We start from the raw sequence: 15,188 nt of genomic DNA on the forward strand, positions 1-15,188 counted from the left end.
CGCCGCTGGGCTCCACCGCCGTCGACTGGGCCGATCGAAGTACCGACGCGGCAGCGCTCGGGCACCTACCGCGCGGGGCGCTCGACCGGCGACGAACGAAGGAATGGGGATTGTCACCGTGGAAACAACGCTGACCTCCGAGCTCTGCGAGAACCTGCGCTCGTGGCGCCACCACCTGCACCGGAACCCCGAATTGCCGTTTCAGGAGCACGGCACTGCGGCCTATCTCGCCGGCATCCTGGAGACGCTCGGCGGGGTCGAGGTGACTGGTGGAATCGGGGGCACCGGTCTCGTCGCCACGCTCACCCGTGGCTCGGGAGCCGGAGTCATCGGGCTCCGCGCCGACATGGACTGCCTGCCGCTGGCGGAAGCCGGGGACCACGCCCACATCTCCCGGAACGGCGGTGCGATGCATGCGTGCGGGCATGACGGGCACATGACGATGGTCCTGGGTGCCGCCGCCGCACTCGCAGCCGGTGGGGGCTTCGACGGGACGGTGCGCTTCATCTTCCAGCCGGCCGAAGAGCCGGGGCGGGGCGCACGCGCCATGGTCGACGACGGCCTCTTCGACACGTTTCCGGTCGACCGCATCTATGGCCTCCACAACCTGCCGAGCGTCCCGGCCGGCCACTTCCACCTGCGCGAGGGTGCCCTCCTGGCCAGCGAGGACAACTTCGAGATCCGCATCCGCGGACGCGGCGGTCACGCCTCGATGCCCGAGGTGCTCGTCGATCCGCTCGTGGTGGGTGCTGAGATCATCCTCGCACTGCAGACGGTGGTGGCTCGAAACATCCCGCCGAGCCAGTCGGCGGTCGTGTCCTGCACCGAGGTGGTGACCGACGGGTCGCGCAACGCCATCCCGAGCGAGGTCATCATCCGCGGCGACACCCGAAGCTACACGCCCGAGGTCCGCGAGATCCTCGAACGACGTATCCGTGGAATCGCCGAGGGCCTGTGCGCCGGCTACGGCGCCAGTTGCACCGTGAGCTACATCCATGAGTTCGAGCCCACCGTCAACCACCCCGGTTGCGTCGAGGCCGCCGCCCGCGCCGCAATCAGCGTCGTCGGCCCGGACGGCGTGAACACCACCGCGGACCCCGTGATGGGGAGCGAGGACTTCGGCGTCTTCGCGCGCGAGGTTCCCGGCTGCTTCGCCTTCATCGGCAACGGAACGGAGCCCGGCAAGGGTGGAACTCCGCTGCACAGCAGCGACTACGACTTCAACGATGACATCCTCGCGGTCGGCGTCGAGTACTACGTGACCCTCATCCGGTCACTCCTGCCTGTCTCGACCTGACCTCGAGGCAGACTGCGTCTGGCCTGGCGCGTCCCGCGGGCCGTCCAGGCACGTCCTCCAGCGCGACGTGGCTCGCAGTCGATGCGTTCGGCTGTTTCGTCGCTCGTCGGGTAGCGGTGAGTTCGTGCCCTGGCTGCACCGGTACCGGTGCGACCGCGGTGAACCCCCTCGTGCCGCCGAGCGGCATGCAGTCGGGTGTGCCGCGCCTGTCGCGTGCCAATCGTGGCGTCCGCCCGGGCGGGATTGCGGCGGGCGCGGCAGAGGGCTAAGTTGGATGCAACTTGGATCCCAAGCAGGTGGTGTCGACCGCCGTACCGCGTGGTGCGGACCAGAAAGCCGGCCCGCAGTTCGATGGTCGCGCTGGTGAAGAACTCCTCGGGGAAAGGGCGAGATATCGCGTTTCGGCATGATGCGGCAGTCGGAGGAAAGGCTTCTGATCGATGCCCGTTGCTTCGCATCACGCGGTCCAGGTGGCCGAACCCGATGGGTTCCTGGCCGCCGCTGAGGTCGTGCCGCCGGAGCCGTTGTCGGAGAGGTGCGTGCGCGGGTACGTCACCGGCAGTCCCACCGAGATCCAGGACGCCCCGCGCTTCGCCGCTCGAACGGGGATCCGTCCGTGGGCCGAAACCCGCGCGCTCGGCGAGGCCGGTGCTGCCGTGGCGGCGACGCCCGGTTCCGGCTGGTCCTGCAGCCGTGAGCGGAACGGCTCCCGGGGCAGGTTTCGGGTGCGGCGGGGCGGGGAGCGCACGGACTGGCCGATGCGCTCGCGGCGAAGCTGCCGGAGCCCGCACCTGTCCTCGGGGGCGGGCGTCGGGGACGGACTACGCCCTGTTCGGCCACTCCCTCTACCGGCAACCGGCATGGGACGGGAGGCTGCGCCGGGCCTCCGCCGAGATCTCGACCGCAGCACCGGGCCACGTCGAAGGAGCGCTCCAGGCCGCGGAACGCGCCGTCGAGGCCGTTGCGTCCGCACCAGCCGTCACGCACTGAGATTCCCGGGAGGACGAGATGTTCGAGATCGCTGAACTGCTGGCCGAGTACGACCGCGCACGCGCCCACACCGATGAGCTCTGGCGCGACCTGACGGCCGAGGAGCTGCACTGGCGTCCCGTCCAGGACTTCAGCCCCATCGGGTGGCACCTGGGGCACCAGGCGCACGTGGCGCACTTCATGGTCCGCAACCTCACCGCCGCCGAACCGAGCCCGGCACCGGAACTGGACGGCATCATGGACTCGGCCAACCCGGAGGCGAACCGGTTGCCGCTGCCGGACCCCCGGCGCCTAGCCGACTTCCGCGCCACGGTGGCCGACGTCGTCCACGCTCGCATGAACGACATCGGAGCTGGCGCGGTCGGGGCTCCGGGGCAGCTCAAGATCGTCGCGCAGGCCCTGCTGACCGCGGTGATCAACCACGAGTACCAGCACGACCGCTGGATCGGGGAGGTCCGCCACCGCGACCTCGGCCACCCGCTGCCCGACGACCCGACCTCTGACCGGATCACCACCGTCGACGGCTATCTGGTCGTCTGCGGGTGGAACCCGTGACCGCCGTCGCTCGTGAGCGCAGAACCGCTGCGCACCACGAGGTGCGAGCCTGCCGGTCCTGCTGGTGGCCGGGCTCGCGGGCATGTCGGGTGGGCGTTTGGTGATCGTCTCCTGCCTGGCGGACCGTGCTCACCTGATCCTTCGCGCCGGACCGCGGGTGCTGCGGGCGACTCCGGACGCCTGCTGACCGGGGCCGTTATCGTGTGAGCATGTCCTCGAAGCTCGGAGCATCGTCGAAGAGGTCCGCGGTGAGCGCGGTCGATCGCGCGCACGCGGAGATCCGCGGGGCGATCATCGAGGGCCGGTACGAGCCCGGCGTCATGCTGAGCGAGAGCGAGCTGGCCAGCGCGCTCGGAGTCAGCCGGACCCCGGTGCGCACGGCGTTGGCCCGGCTGCAGGACGAGGGCTGGGTGACCATCTACTCGAAGCGCGGAGCCCTCGTTCGGGGGTTGAGCGCCGAGGAGCTGCACCACTCGGCTGACGTGCGGCAGACCCTGCAGATCATCGGGGTCGAGCGGGCGGGGGAGGAGGACCGTGCGGCGGTCCGGCCTCGTCTCGAGGAGATGCTGGTCAAGCAGGAACGGGCGCTGGCGGACGGTCCGTTCGACACCTTCGTCGACTTCGCCATCCGCTTTCACCGCGTGTTCGTCGAGCTGGCCGGGAACCCGCTGTTCACCGACTTCTACGACAAGCTGCGGGATCGCCAGGCGATGATGCTGCTGCGAAGCGAATCCGTGGTCGTCGAACGCGCCTCCGAGGTGGTCGGAGAACATCGCGAACTGATGGAACTGGCCGTGGCGGGCGAAGTCGTGGCCTTCGCCGAGACGCTGCGCCAGCACCGGGACGAGATCTTCAAGCCGCTCGTGCGCGCCGCGGGCGGTGAGGGGGAGAGCGTCGGCTGAGACAGCGGTCGGTGCCCGGTCCGACCGCGTGGCAGCCCGCACCGATCCGCGGCGCACCTGGAAGTCCTACGCTGCTGCGCGCCTGAGGCTGCGGCGCACCAGCGAAGCGCACACGGGCAGCAAGGTCGCCGCGGCGACGAGCGACAACCCGTCGAACCCCACTGCGGCCATCAGCGGGCCTGCCAGGAACGCACCGGTCGCGGCGGCCAAGTGCGAGCTGGCGTCCGCCAGGCCCTGGATCGACGGGCGTGCCGCATCGGGCACGGAGGCGCTCAGCCAGCTCGATCCGGCCACGCTCATGAACGACCAGCCGAGTCCGAGCAGGACGAGTGCTGTGGTGACGAGTGCGGTGCTCGACTGCCCGGCCACGGCTGCCACGAACGACCCCGCGAACAGGACGAGACCGACGAGGATCGCGGATGGCGCTCCCGCGCGGTCGGTGACCCAGCCGGCCACGGGTGCCAGGGCGTACATCCCGACGATGTGCAGGCTGATGGTCAGCCCGATCACCGTGAGACCGTCGCCGTGACCGGCCAGGTGAACCGGGGTCATGGTCATGATGGCGACCATCACGACCTGCGCGCTGACGACCGCGAGGAAGGCGGTGCGGGCGGTGCCGTGGGCAGCGAGAACCCGGAATCCGTCGCGGAACCTCCCCGACGGATTCGCCGTTGCGCCCAGACCACGCCCCTGATCGCCGCGCGCGTCGGTGGGCGTGGACCTCGCGTGGTGGCGCGCTGCCAGCAGCGGGTCGGGACGCAGGAGCAGCGTCGTCAGCACCGCAGCGGCCGCGAGCGCGACGGCGGCGAAGACGAAGGCACCGCCCAACGGCGCCAGGCCCGCGGACTCGGCCAAGGCAGCGCCCGGTGTGCCCAGGTTCGGGCCGAGCATCGAGCCGATCGACCCGACCCACACCACGGTCGCCAGCGCGCGTCCGCTGTGCGCCGGGCCTGCCAGGTCCGTGGCGGCGAAGCGGGCCTGGAACTGGGCCGCGGTACCGGCACCGGTCAGGAGCAGCCCGATGAACAGAGCGGTCGCGCTGTCCTGCTGAGCGGCCATGACCAGCAGGGCCGCACCGATGGCGGCTACGGCCCACCCCGTGGACAGCGCGCGGTTCCGGCCGCTGCGGGCGGCGAGCAGGGCCAGGGGCACTCCGGCGAGCGCAGCGCCGACCGTGCTGCCCGCTCGCGCCAGCCCGGCCCAGACATCGCTGTCGGTGATCTCCCCGGCGAGCAGCACGCCGACCGTGGGGATGACGCCGATCCCCACGGTTCCGATGATCTGCGCACTCGCGAGCGCGCGGACCGTCCTCCGCTGGACGCCCGCGATGTCCGGTTCAGCGGAGTGCGACGCTCGGCTGGCGGATGTCTTCGGCTGGGTTCGCCTCGCGTTCCGACGGCGCGGCATGTTGGACACAACTTGGATCCTAGATGCACGATCGGGTGATGTCGACCCGGTCCGCTGGTGGTCACGGCGGACCGGTCGGCGAGTTCGGTCCCTACGATGCGGTCATGGCTGAGCGTGGACGGGATGCGGTATGCACGGGCCGTCGCGGACGCGGGCAGCCGCCGCTGTCCAGGACAGCGATCCCCAACAGGAAAGGGCCCGCGAACGTTCCCCGCTGTTCGTCGCCGCGACCGAGCGCGCGATGAACCCGTGGTGCAAGCTGTGAGTTTCCACCGCCGACGGCGTCAACGCCGCCTCGGCAAACTCGCCCGCTACCAGCGGCGGTGCACTTCTTCGGCCCAGCCGAAGTGGTCGCGGACCTGGTAGGTGCGTCCGGCTCGCGAGGTGACGGTGCCGGAGAATCGACCGAACACCTGGTCCTCCCGGCTGCGGACGATCACCTTGTCGAACTTCGAGGCGCGGTGGAAAACCGGCTGGAACCGCACGTCGACGCCGCTGCCGCGGATCCGCCACGGCGCCATCCAATCCGCGGGGTCGTAGAGCCACTCGAGCTCGGTGCTGATCTTCTCGATGTGGCCGTCGATGCGCAGCGAGTTCTCCGTGGAGGGCGTGCCAGCCGTCCACTTCGCACCGAACTGGAGGCCGATCTCGTGTCCGTCGGTGGAGCCGCTGGCCGATGCCCAGTTCCACACGATCGAATAGGGCCAGCGGCCCCGGCCGTGGTCCATCGTCGCGTAGGAGTCCTCACCGCCGACGACGTGCTCGCGGCCGTCGAGGACGATCCGGCCCGTCACCGGTAGGCAGTTGTCCTTCCGGGTGTACTGGAAGAGCCTGCTGCTCCAGGGAACGAGGACGCCCATCGACTCGTGGTCCTCGCCGATCTCCACGAACAGCTCCGCCGTCACGCGGCCGGCGTTCGCGGTCAACCGAACCCCGCCGTCGCACGGGTGGATCCCCACATCGAAGCGCTTTCCGCTGCCCACGATCGGCCGGGTACCCCACGGGGCGGACATGGCGTGGTTGCGCTGCAACCACCTGACCTCGGCGTCGGCCACCGATTCACGTGTCGCCAGGTCCAGGCAGAACAGGGAGAACCCGGATTTGTAGTCGGTGTCGGAGATCGAGAACGCCAGCACCACCTCGGGAGTGGTCACGCACCAGTAGTCGAAGCGCTTGTTGCGGCCCCAACCCGTCAGGTTGTCCCGGTGCCGGGGGAACCGGCTCCAGCCGATCGCCCGAGGGTTCAGCCTGCCGTTGGGAAGGCACAGGTTCACGGTGTGGTCGATTTCTCGTTCCATTGACGGCTCCATACGGAAGGGGTTGTTCAGTCGTGCGGGCTCCCGGACGTGGCCTCGCACCGGTGCGTCGGGCCTCCCACTCGCCACCGGATCGACTCGGGTGCGCGGGACTACGCGCGCCACCGCGGATGGTTCACGCCGGGGCTCTTGCCGAGGTCCTCGAGGATCTTCGGGTATTCCGCGTCGAGCTTGTGGAAGAACAGCAGCACGATCATCATGAGGCTGACGACCACCGGAACCCAGATGAACAGCGCGGAGATCGCCGAGATCGCCCCGGGCGACTGCACGGCCTGGGTGCCGACGTAACCGCTCAGCGCGAGACTCCAACCGATCAGCGCGCTGCCCAGTCCGGTCCCGATCTTGATGCCCATGCTGGCGCCGCTGTAGATCAGACCTTCGATCCGGATCCCGGTCCGCCACTGGCCGTACTCCATCGTGTCGGCCAGCATCGCGAAGATGATCCCCATGACGGCCGCCTTGCCGAACCCGCGCACCACCTGCCCGATGGTGGCCAGCGCAACGTTGTCCGGGTCGATGAGGATGATCAACGATCCGACGACCGCGACGGCGCAACCGACGATCGCGGTGTTGCGCTTGCCGAAGCGCTTGGCCACCGGGACGACGAACAGGATCCCGATCAGCGTCGAGAGGGTCAGCGCGGTCGCCAGCGCACCGACCAGCGCTGGGTCTCCGACGACGTACTTCGCGAAGTACACGGCCATGCCGGCGGTGATGCCGTTGAACACGTACATCAGCAGCAGCACCGCGGTGACGATCGCCCAGTACTTGTTGCGCAGCAAGGAGCCGAGTCCGTCCTTGACCGACGGGCGGGTATCGCCACCCCGCTCGTTCGACGACGGGTCGGTGCGTTCCACCGTGGACCGGAAGGTGATGAAGTAGATCGCGGCGGCGATGATGCCGTACACGACGAACGCGGAAATCCAGCCGGACTGGCCGCCGCCGAGTGCGTCGACGAACGGGATGGTGACGTTGCTGATCGCGATGATGGCCACGTAGGCGCCGACCATCTTCGCCACGTTCAGGATGGACCGCTGGTGCTGGTCGTAGGTCATCAACGCGCCGAGCGTGCCGTGCGGGATCTCCACCGCCGTGTAGATCAGCAAGGCGATGTTGTAGGTGATGATGACGTAGACGATCTCCGTGACGCCGCTGCTGCCAACCGGAACGGTGAACAGCAGGACCGCGGCGATCGCGAAGGGGATGGCAAGCCACAGCAACCAGGGCCGCGCTTTCCCGTGCCGGGAACGGGTCTTGTCGAGGATGACGCCCATCGCCACGTCGCTGACCCCGTCGAGGATCCGGGAGAAGAACAGGATGGTGCCGATGACCCCGGCAGCGATACCCGCGACGTCGGTGTAGAAGAAGACCAGGAACGTCGAGATGCCGGTCCAAATGACGTTGTTGGCGGCACCGCCCATCCCGTAACCGATCTTTTCCCAGCGACCTGGTTGCCCGGATGCGTCGTCGGCTGTGCTTCTCGCTGTGTCGAAGGTGCTTGAACCCGGCGTTGACATCGTCGTCCTCGCTTCAGTTTCTTCAATACGAAGGTCCGCCCGGTGATCTCGGCCGACCGCAGGTGGGCCGCTCACGGATGGCCGCAGACCTCAACGCCCATTCCAGCGAAGTGGTCGATCACCACGAGCGCCTGCATGGGGCGAGCCATGGATGCCGCGCAAAGAGGACGGACCTCACGTTTCGAGTGGTCCTCCGAGGGGAGGGGGTGACGGGTCCGTGCTTCGCGTGCTCGACACCATCGTTCTCCCCATCGATCTGCCGCATGAGCAGTCAGAGCGGCCCGGCGGCGGCCTTGACGGGAAGTTCGCACACGTCAGCACAGTGGTGCAAGATCGTGCACGGACGTGCACGGTCACGGATGAGGCGTGGGAATCCTCCCATTCATCCGGCTGGTGAAGGGCCTGATCACGGATGGTGTTGACGAAGCTGGCCAGCCGTGTCCTCATCGATGATGAGATCGGTGATCGTCCCCGCGCGCAGTGCGGCGCGGAGCGCCGGGACCTTCGATTCGCCGGCGACCACGCAGACGCGGCGCCTCACCAGTTTGAGCTCGTGCGGTCGGGGGCCCGTGGTTCGCTCGTTGAGCGGGATGTCCGCGTACGAGCCGTCCGCGCGCAGCATCACCGTGCAGACGTCACCGACGACCTTCTCCCGACGCAGCGTCTCCATGTCCTCGTCGTCCAGATAGCCCGCCGCGTAGACGTGGGACGCCAGTCCACCGGCGAGGGAACCGACTCCGAACAGCGCCATGTCAGCCCGGCGTTGCAAGGCGAGCACCCGGCGTATCGAACGCTCTCGCCACATGGCTTCCTTGGTCGTCGTGTAGTCGAAGAACGCGGGGACGGGAAAGTGGTGCATGCTGGCGTCGAAAGCGGTGGCGGCAGCGGCGACGATCGCGCCTGCGTGGTTGACGCCCGAGGTGTTGGCATTGGCGGCACCGTTGAGCTGGACGACCGCGCTTTCCGGGCACGGGTGCGGGGTGAGGTGCTGGGTCACTGCCGCGATCGTCGTGCCCCACGCGATCCCGAGTACCGTGCCGGGCTCCATCCAGCTGGCGACCAGGCGTGCGGCGACCCGCGCGACGAGGTCGAGGCGGCGCACCTCGGTGTCGCTTTCGCGCACGGACACGAGATGGACGCGCACGCCGAACTCGTGGCCCAGGTCGCTCGACAGGGACTCCGGGGTCGTGCCGGGATCCTGGAGGCTGATCTTCACGACGCCGGTTTCCCGAGCCTCGGAGAGCAGGCGGGAGACGGTGGACCGGGAGACCCCGAGGCGGCGTGCGATGGCCTCCATCGTCTCGCCTTGGAAGTAGTACAGGAGCGCCGCCTCGTAGGCGGTGTGCTCGTTCTTCCTCATACCGCACCCTCACCGGGCGTGGTACGAGTAGGCGCCGGGTGGCGAGTGGGGCGTCCGATGGCTTTCACGTCCCCATCATCTCCTCCACCTGCACGTTGCGGGAGCACGTCGAGCTCGTCGTGCTCCGCGCTCGGTCGGCTGGAAATTGGTGCTCGCGGGGGATTGACGCTCTCTTGGTGGTCGTCCGAAGGTTCTCGGCCAGGACGCTATCGCGGTGACTGGCTCCGCAGGTACTCGTCGGAGATGCGTCGGACCACGGGTGCCGTGTCGGGGTAGGGGTCGAGGCAGTGCAGCCGGACGCCGTCGCGGCTTTGCCGGGTGCACGTTCAGCCTCAATCCGGTCTGGGAATGTCGATGCCGGCGGCGCGGAGCTTCGTCTCGACGAGCGAGGCCAAGCGAGCGGCGGCGGAGTTCTGCTCCTCGCCGTGGTGGGCGATCAACCGGTACCGGGTCGCGGTCTCCGTGTGGGCCTGCAGACCGGTCACGATCCGCAGCTGCGCAGGGTTGGCGAGGTAGTGCTCGGCCATGTCGGTGGCCAGTTCGGCGACGCGGGGATCATTCGGTTCCCATCCGATGACCTCGGCGCTGCGCTTGGTCAGTTCCACGAAGCCGGGGTCGCGCAGCGCGTGCTCGATGTCGGTGAGGTAGTCGTCGAAGCCTTCTGGGACCAGGGCCTTGGCCAGCACGAAGGATTCTCGGGCGGTCAGCACGTCCTGCGGGGTGAAGCCGAGGGCCGGCATCCCCTCCAGCATCGCCACGGCGCGGTCGGGCAACAAGGTTCGGTCGCCGGAGGTGAGCCGGTGGAGCATGTCGCGCTGCGCGGTCAACTCGGCGATCCGTGCGGTGAGGAGCTGCTCGACGTCGGCGAGCGCCTCGGCGAACAGGGCGGTGTCGGAGTCGAGGATCGGGCCGATGTCGGCCAACGGCACCCCGGCGGCGGCCAGGGTCCGGACCTGGACCAGTCTCAACAGCTCGGCTGAGCCGTATCGCCGGTACCCCGAGCTGTCGCGCGCCGGCTCGTCGACCAAGCCGAGCTTGTGGTAGTGCCGCACCGCCTTGATCGTCACATCGGCGAACGCGGCCGCCTGGCCGATGGTCACCCCGTCGGTCATCGACTCAGCGATCCTTCCGGGCTCGCTCGGCAGCGACCTCCCGTGCAGCGGCGGCGATCGCCCGGAAGTCCTTGCGCAGGATCTGCGTGTGGTTGCTCCCGACTTTGGCGCTGACCCGCAGGTTCAGGTTCCGGCGGAGCACCGGTTCCAGGGAGGCGCGCATCCGCTCCATCTCCGCAGCATCCCCACCGAGGTTCGCACCCGAGGCCAACACGTAGCGCACCGGGCAGGACAGCCGGTCCAGAACCGGTTCGAGGGCGGCGCAGACCTCGTTGATCTCGATGTTGACCTCGGCGTGCTGGGCGGCGGTCATCGAGGCGGCCAGGCCGAACGGGCGCGCGAGCGGCAGTCCCAGCCGCATCGTGCGAAAAGCCCGCCGGATCCGTTCCTGGTTCTGCTCGCCGGTCAGCCCCCAGGGCACCGCACCGTCGACCGACACCACACCGGCGACCCGGTCCGGGTTGCGGTCGGCCCAGTGCACCGCCAGTGCCGCCCCGTAGGACCAGCCGACCAGCAGCGGCTGGTCCACCCCGGTCGCCTCGACCACTGCGTCGACGTCTCGGAGACATCCCTCGAAGGAGTAGTCCGCCGACCGCTTCGATCCGCCGCGAGCCCGCTCGTCGTAGGTGACGTGCCGCCATTCAGGGCCGAGCTCGGCGATCACGCGCCGCCAGGACCGCTGGCCGGCATAGGAGCCGTTCAGGTACACGACGGGACGACCAGGGCCGCGGCTATCGGTGACCGACAGGGCCGTGTCGTCGACGGGCACCATGCTGGCCGAGGATGAAGAACGAGCCATGCGACCAGCCTCCACCTTGACCTCGGGTCAAGGTCAAGGTGGCCACCAGGCCGAGTGCCGTGACCGCGCCACGCCTGCGCTAGCGACCGCATGGCCGGGGTCAGCACCGGGCGAGCCCTTCGCCGCATCCGCGCGGACGCGCTCGCGGCGGACTCCTGCAGGGACGGGGTGCTGTGCTGGCCTGGGCCATCGCGGGCACCGTGCTCTCCATCGTCACGCTGGTCGCGCCCGGTAGCCCAACCTCGCGGAGGCTCCTGAAGTGGGGCTGCGGCAGGCGTGGTGCCGCGGGACCGCCCCAGCGATGCCCGCAGCGGTGAGGCCGAGGTCCGATCAGACCCATCCGGCGAGCTTGAGCAGGAGACCGCTTCGGACGACGTGGTCGAACAACCTGAGGAGGTGGGCGGTCCAACGAGGACACTCGTCAGTCCGGCCGGGGGGCAGCCGAGCGCCGTCTGCGTCGACAATCCACGGGTGCCGAGTATGGACCACGCTCCACGGAGCGTGCCGGTGGCGAAGGCATTCGCCCGCTAGCCTTTCCCCATGCTGTTCGACGTTGGCCTCCCGTGTTCCGGGGAGATCGTGTGACCACCGACCTGCGGGCGCTGATCGAGCTGGTCATCGCCGACTCCCCGGTCACCGAGGCCGAGCTCCGGAGGGCGGCTCGGGGGCTTGACGCGGAAACCACCGGCGTCCTGGTCGACGCCCGGGCTCGCCTGGACCGTCTCAGGGCGAGGGACCGGGAGCTGTCGGTGTTGATGTCGAGCCTGCGGGAGCTCGCCGAGGTGCGCGACCTGCAGCCGCTGCTGCAGAAGCTGGTGGACCGCGCCCACGAGTTGATGGGCACCGACCTCACCTACCTCTCGGAGTACGACGAGGGGACCGACGAGCTCTTCGTCCGGGCCAACCGCGGTGCGGTGTCGACGAACATGCGGGAGCTGCGGGTGCCGGCCGGGGTGGGCCTCGCCAGCAAGGTGGTGCGGACCCGCGCGCCGCAGTGGACCGCGGCGTACGACGTCGGCTCCTTCCCGCGCGACCGGGAGGTGACCGCCGCGGTCCAGGCCGAGCAGATGCGGTCGATACTCGGAGTGCCGCTGATCGCCTCCGAGCGGGTGCTCGGGGTGCTCTTCGCGGCGGATCGCTCCACGCACGGCTTCAGCACCGAGCAGATCGCGCTGCTCACCGCGTTCGCCAACCAGGGGGCGGTGATCCTGCAGACCGCCCGGCTGCTGGCGGCCGAGCGCGAGGCCGCCGCCCGGGCGGAGGCGGCCAGCGCCGAGACCGAACGGCGGGCCGCCGCGATGGAGGCGTCGGCCAGCCTGCACGAGCAGTTGACCCGCTTGGTGCTCGCCGGTGAGGGGTCGGACGCGATCGCGCGGACCTTGGCCGACTCGTTGGGCAGGCCGGTGGCGATCGCCGACCGGGACCTGGCCGCCTTGGCCACCAGCGGCGAGGAGGCCGCCGCCTGGTGGACCGCGGGCCGGCTCGCACCGGAGGTGCTGGCGGCGGTGGAGACCAGTCGAGGTACCGCTCGCTGGGTCGACGTCGGCCACGGCGAGGTCCTGGGGCTGGTCGCGGCGATGGCCGGCCGCACCCTGCTCGGCGTGCTGCTCGTCGGCGGGGAGCCGCTCGACGACGTGCAGCGGCGCACCGTCGAACGCGGCGCCCAGAGCCACGCGCTGGTCACCATGCAGCGCGACGCGGTCACCGATGCGGAGGAACGGGTCCGCGGGGAACTCGTCGCCGACCTGGTTTCGGGGCGCGGCGACCGGGCCTCCCTGCGGCAACGCGCCCAGCAGCGCGGAATCGAGCTGACCGGGTGCTGGACGCCGGTGCTCGCCGTCGGTTGGGAACAACAGCGGTGGAGCCTCGGCCGGACCCTGACCGGCCTGGACCGGCGTTGGCTGGTGGCCCAGCACGATGCCGGGGTCGTCGCCCTGGTGCCCGGCTCGCCGGATCCCCACGACCTCGCGGGTCGCGTGCACGCCAGGCTCGCCCGGGCGGGGGACCGGGGCCTCGTGGTCGTCGGTGGGACCCAGCGCGTGGAGCAGATTGCGGGCGAGGTCGCCGACGTCACTGCGCTGTCCAGGATGCTGCCCGGTGTCGGCGTGGCCGACGCGGGGGTGGCGGCGCGCGACTACGCGCCGTACCTCGCGCTGTTCGGCGCCAACGGGCAGCGCGCTCGGGCCTTCGCCCGGGGGTTGCTGGCGCCGTTGCTCGAGTGGGATGCCGATCACCGGAGCGATCTGGTCGCGACCTTGGCGGCCTACCTGGCGCAGAACGCGAGCATCACCCGCTCCGCGGACGTGCTGTTCGTGCACCCCAACACGGTGAAGCAGCGCCTGGAGCGGATCACCGAGCTGCTCGGGCCGGGGTGGCGAGGACCCGAGCAGCAGTTCCGCCTCGGCATCGCCGTGCAACTGCACCGGATGTCCGAAACCGACATGTGAACGGGCTTTTCCCTGGCCGGTTCGGACCTGTGCGCGCCGTCACCTGCTGGTGTTTCCTGGGTTGATTACCCGATCGAGGAGGAACCACTGGTGAGCAGCCGGATCCCGGGCATGCGCGACCTGAGCATCAGCGAGCGGCGCGCGGTCGTCGCCGAGACGGCGGGTATCGACGTCGCCGAGCTCGCGGCCTTCGACGCGGGCGGCTTCGACGGCGAGGCCGCGAATCAGCTGAGCGAGAACGTGCTCGGCACCTTCGCGCTGCCCGTCGGGGTGGCCGCCAACCTCACGGTGAACGGCGCGGACGTGCTGGTGCCCATGGTCACCGAGGAGGCCTCCGTCATCGCGGCCGCCAGCAACGGCGCCCGGATCGCCCGCGTCCTCGGGGGCTTCCACACCTCCAGCACCGGCCCGATCATGCAGGCCCAGATCCAGCTCGTCGACGTCGTCGATCCGCACGCCGCTCGACTGCGCCTGCTCGAGGCCCGCGCCGAGCTGGTGGAGCTCGCCGCCGCCCAGGACCCCAAGCTCGCCGAGGTCGGTGGTGGGGTGCGCGACCTGCTGGTGCGCACGGTCGGCTTCGAGGACCAGACGTACCTCGTCGCCCACCTGGTCGTGGACGTCCGCGACGCGATGGGCGCCAACGCGGTCAACACCATGGCCGAAGCGGTCGCCGACCGGGTCGCCGAGATCGCCGGCGGGCGGGTCGTCCTCCGGATCCTCACCAACAAGGCCGACATGCGGCTGGCCCGGGCCCGCGCCGTCCTCGACGCCGAGGCCCTCGGGGGACCGCTGGTCGTCGACGACATGGTGCACGCCTACAAGCTCGCCGCCGGCGATCCCTACCGCGCCGCGACCCACAACAAGGGCATCATGAACGGGATCTCCGCGGTCGTGCTGGCCACCGGCAACGACACCCGGGCCGTCGAGGCCGGCGCCCACTCCCACGCGGTCGGCTCCGCGGGCCGCTACACCGCGCTGTCGACCTTCGAGAAGGACGCGGACGGCAACCTCGTCGCCACGCTGGAACTGCCGATGCCCGTCGGTCTGGTCGGCGGCGCCACCAAGACCCACCCCGGCGCCCGGGCCGCCGTCGCCCTCACCGGGGTGTCGTCGGCCGCCGAACTCGCGGAGCTGATCACCGCCGTCGGACTGGCGCAGAACATCGCGGCCCTGCGGGTGCTCGCCAGCGAGGGCGTCCAGCGCGGCCACATGTCCCTGCACGCCAAGAACATCGCCATCGCGGCCGGTGCGGGACCCGACGAGGTCGGCCCCGTCGTCGCGCGGTTGATCGCCGACAAGGCCTTCGGGTACGACAACGCGGCAGCCGTGCTCGCCGAACTGCGGCGCGGTCGATGACCTCGCCCCGCGCGCGGGGACTGCCGATGGTCGTCGGCGACCCGGCCCTCCCGCCCCGGGTGCGGATCTGCACCTCGGCGAGCCGACCGCCTCGCGGGTCGCCACCGCGCTGAGCCACCACCGATCGAAC

Annotated in this window: 11 protein-coding genes; 5 read left to right on the forward strand and 6 right to left on the reverse strand. The window is 70.1% G+C overall.

Translation table 11 applies throughout. The annotated features are described in order from the left end of the window. Nucleotides 1-118 precede the first annotated feature (118 nt). From ABD976_RS14640 to ABD976_RS14650, 3 genes are all read left to right on the forward strand, one after another. A complete protein-coding gene (locus ABD976_RS14640; RefSeq protein ID WP_345363293.1) occupies nt 119-1,297 on the forward strand; it encodes a M20 aminoacylase family protein in 1,179 nt (392 codons plus the stop codon). Between the two features lie 1,008 nt (nt 1,298-2,305). Then, nucleotides 2,306-2,842: a DinB family protein gene (locus ABD976_RS14645; protein ID WP_345363295.1), complete on the forward strand. Its 537-nt coding sequence runs from the start codon at nt 2,306-2,308 to the stop codon at nt 2,840-2,842. Nucleotides 2,843-3,090: 248 nt separating this feature from the next. Then, nucleotides 3,091-3,744, forward strand: a complete 654-nt coding sequence (locus ABD976_RS14650) for a GntR family transcriptional regulator (protein WP_345363297.1) — start codon at nt 3,091-3,093, stop codon at nt 3,742-3,744. A gap of 66 nt (nt 3,745-3,810) precedes the next feature. Here ABD976_RS14650 and ABD976_RS14655 read toward each other — a convergent pair whose 3' ends face one another. The 6 genes from ABD976_RS14655 to ABD976_RS14680 all read right to left on the reverse strand — a co-directional run bounded on the left by ABD976_RS14655 (nt 3,811) and on the right by ABD976_RS14680 (nt 11,228). After that, on the reverse strand, nt 3,811-5,151 hold the full coding sequence (locus ABD976_RS14655) for an MFS transporter (RefSeq protein ID WP_345364259.1): 1,341 nt from the start codon (nt 5,149-5,151) through the stop codon (nt 3,811-3,813). Between the two features lie 311 nt (nt 5,152-5,462). Beyond that, the gene (locus ABD976_RS14660) at nt 5,463-6,449 is read right to left on the reverse strand and encodes a DUF2804 domain-containing protein (RefSeq protein ID WP_345363299.1); all 987 of its coding nucleotides are present in this window, start codon (nt 6,447-6,449) and stop codon (nt 5,463-5,465) included. A 110-nt stretch (nt 6,450-6,559) separates the two neighbouring features. Further along, entirely contained in the window at nt 6,560-8,059 is a 1,500-nt protein-coding gene (locus tag ABD976_RS14665) for an MFS transporter (RefSeq protein ID WP_345363301.1), read from the reverse strand. 331 nt (nt 8,060-8,390) lie between these two features. Beyond that, nucleotides 8,391-9,344, reverse strand: a complete 954-nt coding sequence (locus tag ABD976_RS14670; protein WP_345363303.1) for a sugar-binding transcriptional regulator — start codon at nt 9,342-9,344, stop codon at nt 8,391-8,393. Between the two features lie 332 nt (nt 9,345-9,676). Beyond that, nucleotides 9,677-10,456, reverse strand: coding sequence for a MerR family transcriptional regulator (locus ABD976_RS14675; protein WP_345363305.1), 780 nt, complete (start codon nt 10,454-10,456; stop codon nt 9,677-9,679). 4 nt (nt 10,457-10,460) lie between these two features. Continuing rightward, nucleotides 10,461-11,228, reverse strand: coding sequence for an alpha/beta fold hydrolase (locus ABD976_RS14680; RefSeq protein ID WP_345363307.1), 768 nt, complete (start codon nt 11,226-11,228; stop codon nt 10,461-10,463). Between the two features lie 608 nt (nt 11,229-11,836). On the opposite strand from ABD976_RS14680, the gene ABD976_RS14685 reads away from it, so the two are divergent. Further along, nucleotides 11,837-13,702 (forward strand): helix-turn-helix domain-containing protein, encoded by a 1,866-nt coding sequence (locus ABD976_RS14685; RefSeq protein WP_345363309.1) that lies wholly within the window; start codon nt 11,837-11,839, stop codon nt 13,700-13,702. 90 nt (nt 13,703-13,792) lie between these two features. Beyond that, nucleotides 13,793-15,058 (forward strand): hydroxymethylglutaryl-CoA reductase, degradative, encoded by a 1,266-nt coding sequence (locus ABD976_RS14690; protein ID WP_345363311.1) that lies wholly within the window; start codon nt 13,793-13,795, stop codon nt 15,056-15,058. Nucleotides 15,059-15,188 lie beyond the last annotated feature (130 nt).

Source organism: Saccharopolyspora cebuensis, assembly GCF_039542665.1.
In the GTDB taxonomy this organism is placed as follows: Bacteria; Actinomycetota; Actinomycetes; order Mycobacteriales; family Pseudonocardiaceae; genus Saccharopolyspora; species Saccharopolyspora cebuensis.

Excerpts from the sequence above, each read along its gene's own strand:
- ABD976_RS14645 (WP_345363295.1), top strand. The coding sequence starts at position 2,306 with ATGTTCGAGATCGCTGAACTGCTGGCCGAGTACGACCGCGCACGCGCC.
- ABD976_RS14655 (WP_345364259.1), bottom strand. The coding sequence starts at position 5,151 with ATGCCGCGCCGTCGGAACGCGAGGCGAACCCAGCCGAAGACATCCGCC.
- ABD976_RS14660 (WP_345363299.1), bottom strand. The coding sequence starts at position 6,449 with ATGGAACGAGAAATCGACCACACCGTGAACCTGTGCCTTCCCAACGGC.
- ABD976_RS14670 (WP_345363303.1), bottom strand. The coding sequence starts at position 9,344 with ATGAGGAAGAACGAGCACACCGCCTACGAGGCGGCGCTCCTGTACTAC.
- ABD976_RS14675 (WP_345363305.1), bottom strand. The coding sequence starts at position 10,456 with ATGACCGACGGGGTGACCATCGGCCAGGCGGCCGCGTTCGCCGATGTG.
- ABD976_RS14680 (WP_345363307.1), bottom strand. The coding sequence starts at position 11,228 with ATGGTGCCCGTCGACGACACGGCCCTGTCGGTCACCGATAGCCGCGGC.